Source organism: Pseudomonas multiresinivorans (assembly GCF_012971725.1).
GTDB classification, from domain to species: domain Bacteria; phylum Pseudomonadota; class Gammaproteobacteria; order Pseudomonadales; family Pseudomonadaceae; genus Pseudomonas; species Pseudomonas multiresinivorans.
Genome location: NZ_CP048833.1, coordinates 4,090,447 through 4,110,001, shown reverse-complemented (window position 1 = coordinate 4,110,001; position 19,555 = coordinate 4,090,447). Strand labels below are relative to the sequence as shown.

The 19,555-nt window shown below is 64.7% G+C and carries 16 protein-coding genes and 2 pseudogenes; 16 read left to right on the top strand and 2 right to left on the bottom strand.

The genetic code is table 11. The features are described from left to right. Nucleotides 1-222 precede the first annotated feature (222 nt). The 12 genes from G4G71_RS18575 (at nucleotide 223) to G4G71_RS18520 (ending at nucleotide 13,484) form a co-directional block, all read left to right on the top strand. Entirely contained in the window at nucleotides 223-2,151 is a 1,929-nt protein-coding gene (locus G4G71_RS18575) for an LTA synthase family protein (protein WP_169939478.1), read from the top strand. Nucleotides 2,152-2,330: 179 nt separating this feature from the next. Next, the gene (locus G4G71_RS18570) at nucleotides 2,331-2,675 is read left to right on the top strand and encodes a cupin domain-containing protein (protein ID WP_169942725.1); all 345 of its coding nucleotides are present in this window, start codon (nucleotides 2,331-2,333) and stop codon (nucleotides 2,673-2,675) included. A gap of 407 nt (nucleotides 2,676-3,082) precedes the next feature. Beyond that, nucleotides 3,083-4,597 (top strand): ABC transporter substrate-binding protein, encoded by a 1,515-nt coding sequence (locus tag G4G71_RS18565; protein WP_240964808.1) that lies wholly within the window; start codon nucleotides 3,083-3,085, stop codon nucleotides 4,595-4,597. Nucleotides 4,598-4,611: 14 nt separating this feature from the next. Continuing rightward, a complete protein-coding gene (locus tag G4G71_RS18560) occupies nucleotides 4,612-5,607 on the top strand; it encodes a flavin reductase (protein WP_169939476.1) in 996 nt (331 codons plus the stop codon). A 21-nt stretch (nucleotides 5,608-5,628) separates the two neighbouring features. Further along, a complete protein-coding gene (locus tag G4G71_RS18555) occupies nucleotides 5,629-6,681 on the top strand; it encodes an LLM class flavin-dependent oxidoreductase (protein WP_169939475.1) in 1,053 nt (350 codons plus the stop codon). Next, nucleotides 6,681-6,890, top strand: a complete 210-nt coding sequence (locus tag G4G71_RS18550) for a tautomerase family protein (RefSeq protein WP_169939474.1) — start codon at nucleotides 6,681-6,683, stop codon at nucleotides 6,888-6,890. Before G4G71_RS18555 ends, G4G71_RS18550 begins: the two co-directional genes overlap by 1 nt. A gap of 11 nt (nucleotides 6,891-6,901) precedes the next feature. Beyond that, nucleotides 6,902-7,681 carry an alpha/beta fold hydrolase gene (locus G4G71_RS18545; protein WP_169939473.1) on the top strand — a complete coding sequence of 260 codons (780 nt, stop codon included), beginning with the start codon at nucleotides 6,902-6,904 and terminating at the stop codon, nucleotides 7,679-7,681. 135 nt (nucleotides 7,682-7,816) lie between these two features. Further along, the gene (locus G4G71_RS18540; protein ID WP_169939472.1) at nucleotides 7,817-8,773 is read left to right on the top strand and encodes an ABC transporter permease; all 957 of its coding nucleotides are present in this window, start codon (nucleotides 7,817-7,819) and stop codon (nucleotides 8,771-8,773) included. A 10-nt stretch (nucleotides 8,774-8,783) separates the two neighbouring features. Beyond that, nucleotides 8,784-9,599: an ABC transporter permease gene (locus G4G71_RS18535; RefSeq protein ID WP_024763491.1), complete on the top strand. Its 816-nt coding sequence runs from the start codon at nucleotides 8,784-8,786 to the stop codon at nucleotides 9,597-9,599. 35 nt (nucleotides 9,600-9,634) lie between these two features. Then, nucleotides 9,635-11,248 (top strand): ABC transporter ATP-binding protein, encoded by a 1,614-nt coding sequence (locus G4G71_RS18530; RefSeq protein ID WP_169939471.1) that lies wholly within the window; start codon nucleotides 9,635-9,637, stop codon nucleotides 11,246-11,248. Nucleotides 11,249-11,275: 27 nt separating this feature from the next. Then, nucleotides 11,276-12,757 carry an aldehyde dehydrogenase gene (locus G4G71_RS18525; protein WP_169939470.1) on the top strand — a complete coding sequence of 494 codons (1,482 nt, stop codon included), beginning with the start codon at nucleotides 11,276-11,278 and terminating at the stop codon, nucleotides 12,755-12,757. Between the two features lie 76 nt (nucleotides 12,758-12,833). Continuing rightward, the gene (locus tag G4G71_RS18520; protein WP_169939469.1) at nucleotides 12,834-13,484 is read left to right on the top strand and encodes a TetR/AcrR family transcriptional regulator; all 651 of its coding nucleotides are present in this window, start codon (nucleotides 12,834-12,836) and stop codon (nucleotides 13,482-13,484) included. Between the two features lie 45 nt (nucleotides 13,485-13,529). Here the strand turns inward: G4G71_RS18520 and G4G71_RS18515 are convergent, their stop codons facing one another. Continuing rightward, complete coding sequence (locus G4G71_RS18515) at nucleotides 13,530-14,219, bottom strand: GNAT family N-acetyltransferase (RefSeq protein ID WP_169939468.1); 690 nt, start codon at nucleotides 14,217-14,219, stop codon at nucleotides 13,530-13,532. A gap of 501 nt (nucleotides 14,220-14,720) precedes the next feature. Here G4G71_RS18515 and G4G71_RS18510 point away from each other — a divergent pair. Both G4G71_RS18510 and G4G71_RS18505 read left to right on the top strand, forming a co-directional pair. Next, on the top strand, nucleotides 14,721-15,815 hold the full coding sequence (locus G4G71_RS18510; protein WP_169939467.1) for an NAD(P)-dependent alcohol dehydrogenase: 1,095 nt from the start codon (nucleotides 14,721-14,723) through the stop codon (nucleotides 15,813-15,815). A 349-nt stretch (nucleotides 15,816-16,164) separates the two neighbouring features. Continuing rightward, nucleotides 16,165-17,649, top strand: coding sequence for an MltF family protein (locus G4G71_RS18505; RefSeq protein WP_169939466.1), 1,485 nt, complete (start codon nucleotides 16,165-16,167; stop codon nucleotides 17,647-17,649). Nucleotides 17,650-17,800: 151 nt separating this feature from the next. Here the strand turns inward: G4G71_RS18505 and G4G71_RS29965 are convergent. Further along, nucleotides 17,801-17,962: pseudogene (locus tag G4G71_RS29965) on the bottom strand (helix-turn-helix domain-containing protein); the annotation flags it as partial. Here G4G71_RS29965 and G4G71_RS18500 point away from each other — a divergent pair. Beyond that, nucleotides 17,942-18,274: pseudogene (locus tag G4G71_RS18500) on the top strand (alcohol dehydrogenase catalytic domain-containing protein); the annotation flags it as partial. The pseudogenes G4G71_RS29965 and G4G71_RS18500 overlap by 21 nt on opposite strands. Nucleotides 18,275-18,556: 282 nt before the next feature. Next, nucleotides 18,557-19,069, top strand: a complete 513-nt coding sequence (locus tag G4G71_RS18495; RefSeq protein WP_169939465.1) for a ProQ/FinO family protein — start codon at nucleotides 18,557-18,559, stop codon at nucleotides 19,067-19,069. Nucleotides 19,070-19,555: the final 486 nt, after the last annotated feature.

Genomic DNA, 19,555 nt, shown 5'->3' with positions numbered 1-19,555 from the left:
CTCGTCAAGGACATGTGAAAAAGACGTGGAGGAAGATGTTTCGTGCGCCGTTGCCCGGATATTCAGGTGAACGGCTCCCGATCGTGGGCAATTCACGAATCCCGCAGCTTATTTTGACGATTTCTTTTCCTTCCACCTTGTAGTGTCCCGCCCGGATGCCCGCAACGGCGCCGACTTGCGCCGCGCTGTGCTGCGCAGGAAAGACTTCTACAAGGACACCCCATGCAACTCTTCCGCTCGGCTCCGATGCGCTTCCTGGCGCTGGTCGCCTTGCTCTGGCTGATCGTCTTCTTCCTGACCCGATTGGCCCTCCTGGTTGGCCACCTGCCCGAGGTGGGCGCGGCCCATGTGGCGGTTTTCGCCATCGGCCTGCTCTACGACCTCAGCTTCCTGGTCTACGCCCTGTTGCCGATGGGGGTGATCCTCCTGCTGATGCCTGCGCGGGTCTGGCGCAGCGCCAGTTGGCGCTGGCTGCTGGCGGCGATGCTGTTCACCAGCGTCTACGTGATGCTCTTCACGGCGGTGGCCGAGTGGCTGTTCTGGGACGAGTTCGGGGTGCGCTTCAACTTCATCGCGGTCGACTACCTGGTGTATTCCGACGAGGTGCTGAACAACATCCTCGAGTCCTATCCCATCGGCCTGTTGCTGAGCATCCTGGCGCTGCTTTCGCTGGGCGTGACCCTCGCGCTGTTCAAGGTCCTGGGTCGCCTGCGTGACGCCGAGGTGCCGCCGCTGTCGCGCCGCCTGCTGGGTTGCGCCGGCCTGGCGGCGATGGCACTGGCGGCCGGCATCCTGGTCGACCAGGATGCCCCGCGCGGCCAGGACGGCAACACCTACGCCCGCGAACTGGCGAGCAACGGGCCGTACCAGTTCTTCGCCGCGTTCCGAAACAACGAACTGGACTATCCGCAGTTCTACGCGACCCTGCCGCCCGAGCAGGTCACGCAGCGCATCCGTTCGGAACTGGCCGAGCCCAACGCTCGCTTCACCGGCACCGAGCCGATGGACATCCGCCGCAGCATCGCCAGCGAAGGGGCGCCCAAGCGCTACAACATCGTCCTGGTGACCATCGAGAGCCTGAGCGCCAAGTACCTGGGCAGCAACGGCGACGAGCGCGACCTGACCCCGAACCTGGACGAGCTGCGTCGCAACAGTCTCTATTTCAACAACTTCTATGCCACCGGTACCCGCACCGACCGTGGCCTGGAGGCCATCACCCTGTCGATTCCGCCCACGCCGGGGCGCTCCATCGTCAAGCGCGTCGGTCGCGAGAGCGGCTTCGCCAGCCTGGGCCAGCAGTTGAAGAACGTCGGCTATGACGCCGTTTTCCTGTACGGCGGCCGCGGCTATTTCGACAACATGAACGCCTTCTTCGGCGGCAACGGCTACCGCATCGTCGACCAGTCCAGCGTCGCGGAGTCGGATATCCACTTCAAGAACGCCTGGGGCATGAGCGACGAGGACCTCTATGCCCAGGCGATCAAGGTCGCGGACGAGGATCACGCGCGCCAGCAGCCCTTCCTGCTGCAACTGATGACCACCTCGAACCACCGCCCGTACACCTACCCGAACGGCCGCATCGACATTCCTTCGGGCGAAGGGCGTGACGGTGCGGTGAAGTACACCGACTACGCCATCGGCCAGTTCCTCAAGGCGGTGAAGGACAAGCCGTGGTTCGACAACACGCTGTTCGTGTTTGTCGCCGACCACACCGCGGGCAGCGCCGGCAAGGAAGACCTGCCGATAGCGAACTACCAGATTCCGCTGTTCATCTACGCGCCCAAGCTGCTGCCGGCCGGCGAACGTGCGGAACTGGCGAGCCAGCTGGACCTGGCGCCGAGCCTGCTGTCGATCCTCAACCTGAGCTACACCTCGACCTTCTACGGGCGCAACCTGATGGTCCCGAACGCCTTGCCACCGCGCGTGGTCATCGGCAACTACCAGCACCTGGGCCTGTTCGATGGCCAGGACCTGGCGATCCTCAGCCCGCGCGGCGAGCTGCGTCGGCACAACCAGGCCCTGGGGGCGAGTACGGAAGTGACGGCGCAGGCGAACGATCCGCTGGTGGCGAGGGCGATCAGCTACTACCAGTCGGCGAGCCATGGGTTCAGCCATCATCTGCTGGACTGGAAGCCAGCGGCAGGGCAGTGAATGCGGGGCCGTTGAATCGGCCCTGCTCTTTTGCGGGAGCCAGCTGAGCTTGCTCGTGCTCGGGCGTCCTGGCGCCCGAGCAGTCGTGGGCTGAATAACCCTCCGTCACTTCGCTTCGAGCCCTGCCTGCCAGGGGCTTTACTGACAGAGAGAGCCTGTCGCTCGGCGAGGCACGCATGATGAACGGCCAGGAAGTAGCACCTGATACGCGAGGCGTGACGGTGGAACTGTTGTCATCGGTCGATCTCGGTCCCGAGATCGAGGGCATGGCGGGCCGCCAATTGCGGATGCGCCGGGTGACCATCGAGCCCGGCGGCGTCTTCGGGCCTGTCCATGACCATGTGGACCGACCCGGCACTGTGTTCATCCTCCAGGGCACCATCACTGATCACCGCAACGGCCTCGCCACGGACTATGGGCCGGGTGTCGGCTGGCCCGAAGACCACAGCACCACGCACTGGCTGGAGAACCGCGGCAGCGTCACCGCCGTGGAAATCTCGGTGGATATCGTCCGGCAGGCCTGAGCCGGCTACGACGACCTGCAGGCAGCGGAGCAGCCGTTCCGCGCCTGCTGGCCTCAAGCGGCTTCCGGCTGGCCTTTACCCCAAGTGATCTTCCGTTGTTGTCGCGGCCGGTGCGTCATCACACCAACCGGTTTGCCAGATCATTCTGTACGACTGTACAGAAATTTCTTGCGCGCTCCGATTTTTGTCGCTAATAATCTGTACGACTGTCCAAAAGTAATCCGACAGAGAGCGCTTTGGCAGCCGCATTGAGGCGATAAAAACAATCAGAAGACCGCAGGTGCAACCTCGTCCTATGCCTGTACGGTCGTACAAAACTCACGTGTCTTGCGAGGTGTGGGATGAAGGAAAAGCAACCTGGGGAGCCATCCTCCGGCGTAACCCGTCGTGACCTGGTGAAAGGGACGATGGGATTGTTGTGGGCCGGTGTGCTGCTGGGCGGTCTGCCGTTGCCGGCATTCGCCGAGCCGAAGAAGGGCGGGCGACTGGTGTTCGGCCTGGCCGGTGCGTCGACCACCGACAGCCTAGATCCGGGCCTGGCCGAAGACGACTTCATGATGCTGCTGAGCCAGGCGCTGCGCGGCAACCTGGTGGAGATCGACAGCAGCGGCAACGCCATTCCCGAACTGGCCGAGTCCTGGGAGTCCTCGCCGGACGCCAGGGTCTGGACCTTCAAGCTGCGCAGTGGCGTGCAGTTCCACAACGGCAAGCCCTTCGTCGCCGACGACGTGGTGGCCACGCTCGACTACCACCGCAAGGACGGCTCCAAGTCCCTGTCCAAATCGATCGTCTCGCAGATCGAGGAAGTGAAGGCGGTCGATGACTCGACGGTGCGCGTCAGCCTCAAGGGCGGCAACGCCGACTTCCCCGTGCTGATGAGCGACTACCACCTGAGCATCCTGCCGCGTGGCGCCGACGGCCAGGTGGACTGGCGCTCCGGCGTGGGCACCGGTGGCTACATGCTCAAGGAGTACAACCCCGGTGTCCGTGCCTTTGTAGTGCGCAACCCCAACTACTGGAAGCCGGGCCGGGCGCACGTCGAGGAGGCAGAGCTGATCGCCATCGCCGACTCCGTGGCACGTCAGAACGCGCTGCTCACCGGCAAGGTCAACGTGATCAACCGCGTGGAGATCAAGACCCTGTCGCTGCTGCAGCGCAGCAACAAGGTGCGCATCGCCGAGGTCACCGGCCTGAACCACGCGACCATGCCGATGATCGCCCAGGTCAGCCCGTTCCAGGACAACAAGGTACGCCTGGCGCTCAAGCACGCGGTGGATCGCGAGCAGTGGGTGAAGTCGATCCTGCGCGGCCATGGCAGCGTCGGCAACGACCACCCCATCGGCCGCCAGCAGAAGTACTTCAACAGCGAATTGCCGCAGCGCCAGTACGACCCGGACAAGGCGCGCTTCTACCTCAAGCAGGCCGGGCTGGACAGCCTGGACATCAGCATCAGCGCCGCCGACGCGGCCTTCGCCGGGGCGGTGGATGCCGGCGTGCTGTTCGAGGAAAGCGCGCGCAAGGCCGGCATCAACCTCAAGGTGGTGCGCGAATCCAATGACGGTTACTGGATCAACGTCTGGTCGAAGAAGCCCATGTGCATGTGCTACTGGACCGGCCGCGCCACGCCGGACTGGATCTTCAGCCAGATCTACGCCAGTGGCGCGTCCTGGGGGGACACCCAGTGGAACAACGAGCGCTTCGACAAGCTGATGCTGCAGGCCCGCTCCGAGCTCGACGAGGCCCGGCGCAAGGCCATCTACTGGGACATGCAGGCGATGCTGCGCGACGAGGGCTCCACCGTGGTGCCGATGTTCATGAACCACATCATGGGCATGGGCAACGACGTGGTGACGTCGCCGACCGTGGCCGGCGACATGGCCCTGGACGGCATGCGCGCCATCGAGCGCTGGTCGCTGGCGTGAAGCGGGAGAACGGGATGAGCAACCTCGACTGGCATTCGGTCAGCTCGGACGACACGCGCAGCCTGCGCAACGTCTTTGGCACCTTCATGACCGGCGTCACCATCGTCACCACCCGCGAGGCCGACGGCACGCCGCGCGGCTTCACGGCGAACTCCTTCACGTCGGTCTCGCTGAGCCCGGCGCTGGTGCTGGTGTGCATCGCCAAAAGCGCCGGCAGCCTGGCGGTCTTCAGCGCGGCCGAACGCTTCGCCGTCAACATCCTCGGCGACTGGCAGCGCGACCTGTCGAACCGCTTCGCCGGGCGCTCAGCCGACAAGTTCGCCGGGGTCGAGCTGTTGTCCTGCGAGGCCGACGTGCCGTGCCTGGCCGACAGCCTGAGCGTGCTCAGCTGCCGGCGCCACAGCCTGGTGGAAGCGGGTGACCACGTGATCCTGATCGGCGAGGTGCAGCGCTACCGCAGCAGCGTCGGCAGCCCGCTGGGCTACTTCCGCGGCAGCTACATCGACTTCGCCGAAGGGGCCAAGGCCATCCAGGTGGAGCGCGGCAGTGCGCTCAAGGTCGGGTGCCTGATCGGCCGCGACAACGGTGTGCTGCTGGTGCGCGAGCCGGACCAGGAGCACTGGAGCATCCCGGAGGTGTTCTGGCGGGCCGGGGTGAGCCAGAAGGCGGTCATCGATGAGGTCTTCCGCCGGGTCGGCCTGGTGGGGGAGGTATCGTTCATCTACTCGATGTTCGAGGAGGCGGGCGATGACTTCACCCGCCTGGTCTTCCGCGCCGACGCCAGCGCCGAACTGGCGCTGTCCGGCGACGTCGGGCGGGAAGTGCGGGTCTTCCGTGCCGAGGACGAGCCCTGGCTGCTGGTTCGCGGCGACTACTGCATCAGCATGCTCCACCGCTTCTTCAGCGAGCGGCAGGCCGACAGCTTCGGCATCTATTGCGACACCGCCGATGGCGGACGAATCGCCGGCATCGCGGGCAAGCCCGTGCATTGGCTGGACTGGAAACACTAAGACCACCGAGTGGACAACAACATGGAATTCAACCATTTCCTCAGCTCCTACCTGCCCGATCCGGATGCCTCCGGCAAACAGCTCTACGAGCATATGGTCGAGCAGGCCGTGGTGGCGGAAGAGGTCGGCTATGCCGGCATTTCCATCCCCGAGCACCACCTGATCAACATCCTGCTGGTGCCGTCGCCGCTGCAGATGGCGGTGAAGATCGCGGCGGTCACCCGGCACATCGAGCTGGCCACGTCCATCGCTGTGCTGCCGATCCGCGACATGCGGGTATTCGCCGGCGAAGTGGTGCAGGCCGATGCCCTGTGCGACGGCCGCCTGGTGCTGGGCGTGGGACGCGGCGCCTTCAAGTACGAGATCGAGATGCTCGGCGTGCCGATGAGCGAGACCCGCGAGCGCTTCGACGAATCCCTGGCCGTGCTGCAGGCCCTGCTGACGCGCAAGGAAGTGAGCTGGGACGGCAAGTACTACCAGTTCGGCCCGCTGACCGTGATGCCGCGCCCCGAGCGGGAAATTCCGCTGGTGGTGGCGAGCATGGCGCCCGAGGGCATCCAGGCCTGCGCGCGCCATGGCTTCTCGGTGCAGACCACGCCGCTGAGCGGCGATCACCAGATGCTGCTGGACCAGGTCAACGCCTTCCGCCGTGGCAACGCCGAGGCGAAAGTGAAATCCGCCGGACGCGCCCGGCTCTCGCTGCAGCGTGCGACCTATCTCGCCCGCGATGAAGCCGACGCCCGCGAGAAGCTGCAACTTGCCTACGAGTACTACCGCCGCTTCGACAACGTGTTCACCGGGCCGGGCATCGTCCATGGCGGTGGCATCGAAGCGCTGCCACGCCAGCAGTCCATCGAGGAGCTGGGCAAGAACCTGCTGATCTGCACCCGCGAGCATATGATCGACCAGCTTTCCGCTTATGCCGAGGCCGGCATCGACGAAGTGATCATGACCGCCAACTTCGGCCAGTCCCAGGAGGACAGCCTGGACATGATGCGGCGCTTCGGCGAGCAGGTCATTCCGCACTTCAGCTCCCGCTCGAACCAACCCAACCTGAACAAGAGGACCGGCTGATGCCCCTGCTTACCGTAGAACTCTTCCCCGGACGTACCGCCGAAAAGAAACGCGAGCTGATCCAGGCGCTGACCGACACCTACCTCCAGGTCTGCGGCGGCAAGGCACAGGCAGTCACCATCCTGCTCAAGGAGGTGGACCCGGCCGACTGGGGCGTAGGCGGCCGCAGCTACGCAGAGATCATCGCAGAAGCAAAGGCCCAGGGCTGAGGAGGCGCGTGATGAGCAAGGCAATCGATTGCGCCTACGTCGTGGACGGACAGGGCCCCGCCCTGGTGATGGTGCACGGCATCGGCGCGCGCAAGACCGGCTGGGACAAGGTCACCGAGGCGCTGAAGGACAGCTTCACCTGCATCCGCTATGACCTGCGCGGCCACGGCGAATCGCCGCTGCCGACACAAGCGTTCGGCCTGGACGAACTGGTCGAGGACCTCGAAGCGCTGCGTGCGCGGCTGGGCATCGAGCAGATGCACATCATCGGCCACTCCCTCGGCGGGATGATCGGCCCGGCCTATGCGCACAAGTATCCGCAGCACGTGCTGAGCGTCGGGCTGCTGTCCACTGCGGCATTCCGCTCGCCGCAGGACAGCGAGAATGTGCGCAAGGTGGTCCGCGCCATGGAAGAAAAGGGCATCGGCCCGGTGCTGGATACGCTGACCCAGCGCTGGTTCACCGAGAGCTTCTGCGCGGCGCACCCGGAGGTCATCGAATGGCGCAAGCAGCAGGTCATGGACACGCCGGCCGAGGTCTTCCTCAACGTCTTCCACATCTACGCGGAGACCGAGATGGCGCCCTGGCTGCATGAAGTGACGCAACCGTGCCTGGTGCTCACCGGCGAGTTCGACGGCGGCTGCAATCCGGGCCTGAACCGGCAGATCGCCGAGGCGTTGCCGCACTCGCAGCTGGTGGTACTGCCGGACCTCAAGCACGCCATCCTGATCGAAGCGAGCGACCAGGTGGTGCCCCACCTGAAAGCCTTCCTGGACAAGGCCTCGCACTAACACCTGCCGATACGCCGGAGGAGGGTGGGCACTGCCCGACCCTCCCCGTGACCGCGCAAAGACCAGCAAAACCATAACCAGAAAAACCATAACCAGAAAAACAACAACGGCCCAACCGATCAGCAGGTCGACACCATGGCTTTGATTTATCCCATTCTCTTGCGGCGTATTCTTCTCGGAGCCCTGACCCTGTTGGGCGTCTCCGCACTCATTTTCGCGGCGGTGCAGCTGCTGCCCGGCGACATGGCGCAGAAGCTGCTCGGCCAGTCCGCCACGCCCGAGGCGCTGCATGCCCTGCGCCACGAGCTGGGGCTGGACCAGCCCGCGCTGAGCCGCTACCTGAACTGGCTGCTGGGCAGCCTGCAGGGCGACTTCGGCACCTCGCTGTCCAACGGCCGGGCGGTGTCCGAACTGATCGGCCAGCGCCTGCTGAACACCCTGTTCCTGGCCGGCTACACAGCGCTGATCGCGGTGCCGCTGGCGCTGCTGCTGGGGCTGTTCGCGGCGCTCTACAAGGATTCGATCTACGACCGGGTGGTGAACATCGTGTCCCTGGCGGCGGTGTCGCTGCCGGAGTTCTTCATCGGCTACATCCTGATCCTCTGGCTGGCGGTGAAGCACCCGCTGTTTCCTTCCATCGCCGACGTGCCGGCCTCGGCGAGCCTGCTCGACCACTTGCAGGCGGCCTTCCTGCCGGCGCTGACGCTGACCCTGGTGATCACCGCCCACATGATGCGCATGACGCGTATCGCGGTACTCGACCTGCTGCAGTTGCCCTACATCGAGATGGCCCGGCTCAAGGGGTTGTCGCGGCTGAAGATCGTCCTGCGCCACGCGCTGCCTAACGCCTGGGCGCCCATCGTCAATGTCATCGCGGTGAACCTCGCTTACCTGATCACCGGCGTGGTGGTGGTCGAGGTGGTGTTCGTCTACCCCGGCCTCGGGCAACTGATGGTGGACTCGGTGATCAAGCGCGACGTCATGGTGGTCCAGGCCTGTTGCTGCATCTTCGCGGTGGTCTACATCGGCATCAATCTGCTCGCCGACGTGCTGTCCATCGTTACCAATCCGCGCCTGCTGCATCGCCAGTGAGGGCGAAACGATGAATGCCTTGATCGCAACCTTCAAACAGATGACCTGGACCGCCCGCATCGGCCTGCTGATCATCCTTTTCTACACCTTCCTCGCGCTGTTCGGCCCGCTGGTGGCACCCTTCGGCGAGACCGAGATCGTCGGCGGCGAATACGATCCCTGGAGTGCGCAGCACTGGCTGGGCACCGACGCTCTGGGGCGCGACATGCTCTCGCGGGTGATCTTCGCCGCGCGCAACACCATCGGCATCGCGCTGCTGTCCACCGCGCTGGCCTTCTTCATCGGCGGTTCGCTGGGGCTGATCGCCGCTGCCATGGGCGGCTGGGTGGACAGCGCGCTGTCACGCCTGGTGGACGTGCTGATGGCGGTGCCGCAGCTGATCTGCGCGCTGCTGTTGCTGACCATCTTCGGCACCAGCATCGCCAACCTGGTGTTCGTCATCGCCCTGGTGGACGCCACGCGCATCTTCCGCCTGGCGCGCTCGGTGTCGCTCAACGTGGTGGTGACCGACTACATGGAAGTTGCCCGGCTGCGCGGCGAAGGGCTGTTCTGGCTGGTGGCGGTGGAACTGCTGCCCAACGTGCGGGCACCGCTGGTGGCGGAATTCGGCCTGCGCTTCTGCTTCGTGTTCCTGACCATTTCCTCGCTGTCGTTCCTCGGCCTGGGGCTGCAACCGCCGCTGGCGGACTGGGGCAGCATGGTCCGCGAGAACGCCTCGCTGATTTCCTTTGGCGACCTGACGCCATTGATCCCTGCCGCCGCCATCGGCGTGCTGGCGATCGCCGTCAACTTCGTTGCCGACTGGTTCCTCGCCCAGCGGCGATGACCGTCCTGCCCACGTATTGTCCGAGGACACGCAGCATGAGCGAACCCTTACTGAAGATTACCGGCCTGCGCATCGAGGCCGGCGGCGCGGACGGCTGGAGCGAGATCGTCCACGGCATCGACCTGCAATTGCAGCGCGGCAGGATACTTGGCCTGGTCGGCGAGTCCGGCGCCGGCAAGTCCACCATCGGCCTCGCTGCCATGGGCTACACCCGCGACGGCTGCCGTATCAGCGGCGGCGAGATTCTCTTCGACGGCATCGACCTGCGCCAGGTGCCCGAAGCGCAGCATCGCGAACTGCTCGGCGCGCGCATCGCCTATGTGGCGCAGTCCGCGGCAGCCAGTTTCAACCCGGCGCACCGGCTGATCGACCAGCACTGCGAGAGCGCCCTGGAGCACGGCCTGGCGCCCCGCGAACAGGCGCGCCGGGATGCGGTGGAGCTGTACCGGAAGATTTCCCTGCCCGAGCCCGAGACCATCGGCGAGCGCTATCCGCACCAGGTGTCCGGCGGCCAGTTGCAGCGGATCATGACGGCCATGGCGATGTCCTGCCGGCCCGACCTGATCATCTTCGACGAGCCGACCACGGCGCTGGACGTCACCACGCAGATCGACGTGCTGCTGACCATCCGCGAGCTGGTCCGGGAGTTCCAGGTGGCGGCCATCTACATCTCCCACGACCTCGCCGTGGTGGCGCAGATGGCCGACGAGGTAATGGTGCTCAAGGATGGCCACATGGTCGAACGCGGCGACAAGCGCCGGGTGATCGCCGAGCCGCAGGCGGACTACACCCGCTCGCTGTGGGCGGTACGCAACCTCGCGTGTGAGGCGCGTCCGCCGGTGGCCGCCGACCAGCAACCGCTGCTGGAGCTGCGCGGCATCCGTGCCGGCTACGGCAACAAGCAGGTGCTCGACGACGTGTCGCTGAAGGTCTTCCCCGGGCGCACGCTGGCCATCGTCGGCGAGTCCGGTTCGGGCAAGTCGACGCTGGGGCGCTGCATCACCGGGGCCTTGCCCAGCCGCGAGGGCAGCATCCTGTTCCAGGGCAGGCCGCTCGCGGGGCATTACGCCAAGCGCAGCCGGGACGAGCTGCGTTCGATCCAGATGATCTACCAGATGGCCGACACCGCGCTGAACCCGCGCCACCGCATCGGTGACATCGTTGGGCGGCCGCTGCAGTTCTACGGCGGCCTGAGTGCTGCGCGGCGCGAGGAACGGACCCGCGAACTGCTCGATGCCGTGGGCCTGGAGCCCGGCCGCTTCATGGCCCGGCGGCCGGGTGAATTGTCCGGCGGACAGAAGCAGCGAGTGGGCATTGCCCGCGCCCTGGCGGCGGACCCGGCAGTGATCGTCTGTGACGAGATCACCAGTGCCCTCGACCAGCTTGTCGCCGAGGGAATCCTGCGGCTGATCGACGACCTCAAGCAGCGCCTGGGCATCACCTACCTGTTCATCACCCATGACCTGTCGGTGGTGAAGTCCATCGCCGACGACGTGCTGGTGCTCAAGGCTGGCCGGGTCGTCGATTTCGGCGACAAGCAGCGGGTGTTCACGCCGCCGTGCGACAGCTACGTCACGCGCCTGCTCGACAGCATGCCGCAGATGGACCCGGACTGGCTCGACGGCCTGTCGCAACGGGGCGTGGCCTGAACTCATTTCCGCTCAAGGAGCAAACCCATGACCGCAACAACCCTGCAGGACTGGAGCGAGCGCGCCGCAACGCTCGCCATCGAAGGTCGCTGCTTCATCGACGGCGACTACTGCAGCGCGCAGGACCTGCGCACTTTCGACAAGACCAGCCCGCTTGACGGGCGCCGGCTGGCGGCCATCGCCCGGGGTGGCGCAGCTGACATCGAGCGTGCCGTGGCCAGCGCGCGCCGGGTATTCGAGGCCGGGCACTGGTCGCGCATGGCGCCGGTGCAGCGCAAGCGCATCCTGATCCGCTTCGCTGACCTGCTGGAAAGCCACACCGAGGAGCTGGCGCTGCTGGAAACCCTCGACATGGGCAAGCCCATCGCCCACTCCCTGGCCACCGACGTGCCCGGCGCGGCCAACGCCATTCGCTGGTCCGCCGAGGCCATCGACAAGGTCTACGGCGAGATCGCCGCCACCGCCGAGGACCAGCTGGGCTTGGTCACCCGCGAAGCCGTGGGCGTGGTGGGAGTGATAGTGCCGTGGAACTTCCCGCTGCTGATGGCCAGCTGGAAGCTCGGCCCGGCGCTGGCGTGCGGCAACTCCGTGGTGCTCAAGCCGTCCGAGCGCTCGCCGCTGACGGCCATCCGTATCGCTCGGTTGGCCTGCGAGGCGGGGATTCCCGAGGGCGTGCTGAACGTGGTGCCGGGCTACGGCGCCGAGGCCGGTGACGCCCTGTCGCGGCACATGGACGTCGACGCCATCGCCTTCACCGGCTCGACCGGCGTGGCCAAGCGCCTGATGGTCGCCGCCGGGCAGTCCAACCTCAAGCGCGTGTGGACCGAGGCCGGTGGCAAGAGCCCGAACATCGTCTTCGCCGATGCGCCCGACCTGCGCGCGGCGGCTATCAGTGCCGCCTCTGCCATCGCCTACAACCAGGGCCAGGTCTGTACCGCTGGTTCGCGCCTGCTGTTGCAGGAGTCGGTGCGCGAAGCGTTCCTCGAGCATCTGCGCGAAGCACTCGCTGCGTGGGCACCGAATGACGCCCTTGATCCGGCCAGTCGCTATGGCGCGCTGGTTGACGCCCAGCATCTGCAGTTGGTGCAGGGCTACATCGTCAGCGGCCTGGAGGAGGGCGCCCGGCTGGTGGCCGGCAGCGGCGAAGGTGAGGGTTGCTACCTGGCGCCGGTGGTCTTCGATGGCGTGCGTAACGATATGCGCATCGCCCGCGAGGAAATCTTCGGCGCCGTGCTCTCGGTCATCAGCTTCAAGGATGCCGAGGAAGCGGTGGCCATCGCCAACGACACGCCCTACGGCCTGGCAGCGGCCCTGTGGACGTCCAACCTGTCCCGCGCGCACCAGGTTTCGCGTGCGCTGCGGGCTGGTTCGGTGTGGGTCAACCAGTACTCGGGCGGTGACATGACCGCGCCCTTCGGTGGCTTCAAGCAGTCCGGCAACGGGCGTGACCGTTCGCTGCATGCCTTCGACAAGTACACCGAACTCAAGGCGACCTGGATCAGGCTCTGATTGAAGTAACTTTTGACCCTGACGGACGCGGGGCGGAATAATCCGCCCCAACTGCCAACCTTGGAATCGGCACGCCATGTCACAACAGAAGGTGGCGCAGCAGAAAGCGGCGCAACAGAAAACGAAAAAGGTCTACGACCCCGAACTGCGCCGCGAGGAGATCATCAAGTCTGCCTTCCTCTGCCTGAGCGAGGAGGGCTACGCCAAGCTGTCCGCGCGCAAGGTGGCGGCGCGCGCCGAGATGGCCCTGGGGCATATCAGCTACCACTTCAAGGACATGAACGAGCTGCTGGTGGAGGCCTACAAGTACGCCTCGCACCAGCTCTACGAAGCGACCCGTGCGGGGCTGGTGGCCGAGCCGCGTACGTCCATGGCGCAGCTGGAAGTGTTCCTGCGCAGTGGCTTCACCAGCACTTTCCTCGACCGCAGCTACCTGTCGGTGCGCATCGACCTGTGGTCCGCCTCGCTGTTCCAGGAAGACATCGCCGATACCGAGCGCAAGCTCTACGCCATCTACCGCGAACGCCTGGTGGAAATCCTGCGCAGGATTGCCGAGGAGCGCGAGGTGGGCGCCGAGCGTATCGAAAAGTCAGCGGACGCCATCATGGCCATGCTCGATGGCTTGTGGCTGGACTGGCAGCGCCGGCGCAACATGAAGGCCATCGAGCATGGCATCAGTGCCTGTCTCGATCTGGTGGCGTTCTACATGCCCGAATCCGGGCGCTGAAGCGACGCTGGGGGAGTGTCGGCGCGGGTTCCCGGCTAGCGCCCTTCAGTGAATCGTCGGGAAGCGCGCCTTGACCAGTTCCCGGGCCTGCCAGGTCATCTGGTCCAGCAGGCGATCGCGTTTCTGCTCGGCCTCGCGCATCGCCTTGCTGCCCTTCTGCTTCACCAGGTAGGTGTGGATCTGTCGTACTTCCTTGGACTGGTAGATCGGCGCGAGATCCTGCACCGCGACCATGCCGTCGGAACGCTGGTCGCGGGTGTTCAGCAGCACGTGCGGCCCCTGCGCCGCCAGGACGCGGAAACCCATCGCCTCGAAGACCGGCACCTTGCCCGCCGCGCAGGCCAGTTCCGCGTGGGGGCGATGCTCGAGCATCTTCTGCAGCATGGCGCGGGCGATACCGCGCCGGCGGTGGCTGGCCTGGACGGCGATGTACGCCAGGGTGCAGGCCTCGGCGTCGTCCTGGCTCGGCAGGTAGAGGGCAAAGCCGAGCACCTGCGACGGGTCTTCATCGTCCAGGGCGAGGATCAGTCGGGCGGGACTCGCGGCGGAACCGTCCATGGCCTGCAGGTACAGATGTACCTCAAAGCCGATCACGTACTGGTACAGCTGGAACAGCGGGTTGCTCGGCGTCAGCGGCACCGGGCTGATGTCGCTGAAATGGTCCACCACCATCTGCAGCACCTGGCTTTTCAGGGATTCGGGGGGCGAGGTGTCGAGGTTTACGAGGGTGAACATCTGAAGCTGGCTCCGGGCTTGGCCGATGCGGGGGAGTTGGTGTGGGCGCCATTGTAACCTCCGCGGGCCTCGAACGATTCCTCCGGTGGGCGCTTGGCGGCAGGCGTTGGGCAGATTCCCAGCTATCCCCCCGAGGGGCTTGTATAGGATCACTGCTGCGGCGCACCGGCACCCAGGTGTCGATTGGCGCTGGATGCGCGCAACCTTCCACGCGTGCTACCAGGGCATCGCGCTGGACCTCACGCCGGTGGAGTTGCCCATGTTCGACGCACTGGTCGCGCGCCTTGTTTTCTGGCGATTCCGGTCAATGCTCTATCAGCCCGCCAGCGTTCCCGGCAGGCAGGCTGCCGAGCGAGCTTCCCCCTGGCTTGATATGCATCAAAGGGATTTCGCTCCGGCCAAGCACACTGGGTCCAATCGGCCGAGGCGCCGCGGGCATTCGTTCCCTGCGATCTCCGGCCCTGTGCATCCATGGCGCATTCCAAGCGAGGAGAAACAACGATGGCAATGATGAAAGCGGCGATCTTCGTGGAACCGGGGCGAATCGAGCTGGCGGACAAACCCATCCCCGAGGTCGGCCCCAATGACGCGCTGATCCGCATCACCACGACCACCATCTGCGGCACCGACGTGCACATCCTCAAGGGTGAATACCCGGTGGCCAGGGGGCTGACCGTCGGTCACGAACCGGTCGGCGTGATCGAGAAGCTCGGCAGCGCGGTCAAGGGTTACCGCGAAGGCCAGCGGGTCATTGCCGGTGCTATCTGCCCGAATTTCAATTCCTATGCCGCGCAGGATGGCGTGCCTTCGCAGGATGGCAGCTACCTCGTCGAGAGCGGCCGCTGCGCCTGCCACGGCTACAAGGCCACCGCCGGCTGGCGCTTCGGCAACCTGATCGATGGTACCCAGGCCGAGTACGTCCTGGTGCCCGATGCCGAAGGCAACCTCGCGCCGATCCCGGACAGCCTCACCGACGAACAGGTGCTGATGTGCCCCGACATCATGTCCACCGGCTTCAAGGGTGCCGAGAACGCCAATATCCGTATCGGCGACACCGTGGTGGTCTTCGCCCAGGGGCCGATCGGCCTGTGCGCCACTGCCGGCGCCCGCCTGTTGGGCGCCTCGACCATCATCGCGGTGGATGGCAACGCGCACCGGCTGGACATCTCCCGCAGCATGGGGGCCGACGTCACCCTGGACTTCACGAAGTGCGACGTGGTGGAAGAGGTGATGAAACTCACCGGTGGGCGCGGCGCCGATTCGTCCATCGAGTGCCTGGGGCTGCCGAGCACCTTCGAGCAGGCGATGAAGGTGCTCAAGCCGGGTGGGACGCTGTCGAGCCTGGGGGTCTACTCCAGCGATGTGCACATACCGCTCTCGGCGTTCGCAGCCGGCCTGGGAGACCACCGCATCAACACCGCCCTGTGCCCCGGCGGCAAGGAGCGCATGCGGCGGCTGATGAGCATCATCGAGTCCAATCGCGCCGACTTCGGCTCGCTGGTGACGCACCACTACGCGCTCGACGACATCGTCAACGCCTACGACCTGTTCGCCCACCAGCGCGACGGCGTGCTGAAGATCGCCATCAAGCCCTGAGGCTTCGCAAGGAATGATCTGCTGCCGGGCAGGCAGCAGATCATCTCCCGCAGCGCGCATGCCGACCCTGGCTGGGGGCAACACCAATGCGCGTCGGCAGAGTCGTCTAGGAGCGTCCGCCAGACCGAGCGTAAGGACGCGCCCACAGTTTGTGGTGCGGCAGGATGCGACGAGGGCTCCGCGGCTGGGAAGCGAGTGGCGATGCGTTTGACGGGCCTTGGACTAGTCTTGAACTGACGGCGGGGCTTCCCCAGTTCCGCCAGCGGTATTCGCCCAGGGCACGGCGCCGGCCACGTGACCTGGGCCTGTATTGCGACCGGTCATCCAGCTCAACGGGAAGGTTCGAACCATGGGACGCCGCAGCCTCGCTTCCGTGTGCCTGTCGTTTACGCTGTTGTCATGTCTTTGCGCCCATGCCGCACAACCCTCACTGCCCGATGCCCGGCTGACCCAGCAGGAAGAGGCGGAAGTCCGCGCCATGGTGCTGCCGGTTCCGCCGGCGTGGAAGGGTGACCTGGACGGTATGCGCGAGCGCCGGCTGGTGCGCATCCTCGTGCCCTATAGCCGGACTTTCTTCGCGGTCGACCGAGGGCGAGAGGCCGGAATCAGCTACGAGCTGGGCAAGGCACTGGAGGCCTGGCTGAACAGGCAGTACCCCTACGCGGAAAAGTCTCTGCAGTGGAGGGTCCTGTTCATCCCCACGCCCCGGGACCAGTTGATGCCGCAGCTGCAGGCTGGCGTCGGCGATATCGCCGCAGGAGGATTGACGATCACTGACAGCCGCATGCAGGCAGTGGACTTCGCCGCGCCCTTTGCCACCGGGATCAAGGAAGTTCTGGTGACGGCGCCCGGCAGCAAATCTCCGGACCAGCTGGAAGCGATGTCAGGACAGGAGGTCATGGTACGGCCGTCGAGCAGTTACTACGAACACCTGCAGGCGCTGAACAGAACCTTCGCCGAAAAGGGCCTCGCTCCGGTGCAGATCAAGGCTGCCGACGAGAACCTCGAGTCCGAGGACCTGTTGGAAATGGTCAATGCCGGGCTGGTCCCGGCCACTGTGGTCGACCTTTACATCGCGAGGTCGTGGGGAGCGCTGTACCGGCAGATGCAGGTACACGAGAACATCGTGATCAACGCTCAGGGGGCCGATTTCGCCTGGGCAATTCGCAAGGGCAGCCCGCAGTTGCAGGAGGCCCTGGGGGCTTTCGTGCAAACGCATAAGGTGGGGACAACCTTCGGCAACTCCCTGCGCAACAAGTACGTGAAGAACAGCAAGCGACTGTTCGACGCCACGTCCGAAGCCGACATGGAGAACTTCCGCAACATGGTCGGGCTGTTCCAGAAGCATGCCGGAACCTACGACTTCGATTATCTGATGCTGGTCGCCCAGGGTTTCCAGGAGTCACAGCTGAACCAGAAAGCGCGCAGCTCGCGCGGGGCGGTTGGGGTGATGCAGATGAAGCCCAGTACCGCGGCGGATCGCTCGGTCGCCATTCGCGGCATCGACAAGAGCGCGGACAAGAACATCGAGGCGGGCACCAAGTACATGCGACTGCTTGCCGACAAGTACCTCAACGATCCGCAGTTGACGCCACTGAACAAGACGCTGATGACCTTCGCCGCCTACAACGCCGGCCCCGGCAACCTGATGAAGTTCCGTCGCCTGGCACAGGAGTCGGGTCTGGACCCAAACATTTGGTTCGGTAATGTCGAGCACGCCGCTGCCAGAGTGGTTGGGCGAGAAACAGTCGATTACGTCGGCAACATCTACAAGTACTACGTGGCGTACAAACTGGCCGAAGACAAGCGGCGGCCGCAGCAGACGGCGCAGTGACGGGTCTTGCGAAAACGCGTCCGCTTCTGTCCGATTTCTGCCGCTGGTGAGAGGCAGCTATCGACTGTGGATTCACCCGGCTGAAAACGCGCCCTGTTCGACCCTCTCGAAGCAGGGGCTCTTCGCGTTAGAGCGAGGACCTTTCAAGGCCTCAGCACGATGCCACTTCCGGGTGTGGCGTCTGTGCTGCCGGCATTGGCACATACTCAAGCAGGTAGCGCGCTGGCGGTTTTCCCATTGTCTTGCGGAACATGGTGACAAACCCGCTGGCGCTTTCGTAGCCCAATTCCAAGGCAACGGTCTGCACATGGTCCGCGGCCGCACCACTGCGCCCGAAGGCCTGGTGCTGGGTCACGAGATCACCGGTGAAGTCGTCGAGATCGACCGTGGCGTGGAAACCATGAAGATCGGCGACCTCGTCTCGGTGCCCTTCAGCGTCGCCTGCGGTCACTGCCGCATCTGCAAGGAACAGCACACCGGCGTCTGCCTGACGGTCAACCCGGCCCGCGCCCGCGGCGCCTACGGCTACGTCGACATAGGCGGCTGGGTCGGTGGCCAGGAGGAATACGTGCTGGTGCCTTACGCCGACTTCAACCTGCTGAAGCTGCCCAGGCGCCCAAAGGCTACGGTGAGTTCGATGCCGGCGTACCGAAGAAATTCGTCATCGACCCGCACAACCTGTTCCGAGTCGCTTGATCCAGTGATCAACTGCTGATTCATTCCAGGGATCAGCGGTTTTCCAGACCTGAGCCCAATCAAACGCTAACCAGATCAACAGCCACTGTTGGTTTGGTTAGAGACGATCAAGAGTCTCTGCCCAAGACGGTTTATCCGATCCAGGTGCTTCGAAGGGCTGTTTGCATTAACCTCGCACCACGCAATCAACCTCGAAGCTGTGAATTGAACGATGGGTTTTGAACAACTAGCTGGACTACGTGACCGCCTGCGGGCTGAAAAAGAGCAAGCACAGGCCGATAGCGCGAAGCGCACCAAGCAAAAGCCTCCCCGCCAGGCGAAGCCTCGTGATCAGGATCCTGCATTGGAAGCCATCTGGCGGTTGCAAAGGCATTTCCCATTGGCTTTCCCAGTCAATCCGGCCCCCAAGGCTCCACTCAAAGAAGGCATCCTCAAGGATGCCGAGCAGCACCTTGAGCAACTCGGATTAACGACCGAACAGCTCAAACTGGGCATCGCCACTTGGTGCCGGGGGGCCCGATACTGGGCAAGCATGGTTGAGGATGCGCCGCGCCTGGACTTGAATGGCCAGGCGGTTGGCACCGTGACGGCCGCTCAGGCGTTGTATGCAAAGCAGCAAGCTTCGAAGCAGCGCAGCCAGGATCGAAGAAACCGTGCGAAGTTGGCATCGCAACCTCCGGCCCCTGCCGCCACCGAAGACTCGGCGAAACAGCTCACGAGCTGAACACCGCAAAGCCCCGCATCGGCAGCCCCGCCCTGGCAAAGGTGAAAGACCTCTTGCCAGGGGGCTCGCCTATCCATCTGGACCGAGAGTGGCTTGGAATATATTGGCGCCACGGCTCATACAGCTCGTGATTGAACAATATCTAGTTCATTTTCGGTGTTTCGTGTCCCAGCGTATCTCCGATCTGGCCTAGGTAATAGGCTGCGACACCAGGGACAAGCTTCAGCCGCTTATCCAGAAGGTGGGGACGAACGAATTCATACTTTGCTTTAAGTTCTGCCACCCTCGCAGCCGCCGGGTCTGGCGAGTGTTCCATGGCGTTGAAAGCATCGAGCAGACGCTTATCGACTACCCTCGGGTCCCCTGCCTTGAGCTCGTCAATGCAGATAGCCAAGGTGCCAAAACTCTGTGTCTGGTAGATAAGGTCAATGCGGTAGAGCCTGAGTAAGGTCGAAGGTCCGCTTCTGGCCGATTTCTGCCCCTGAC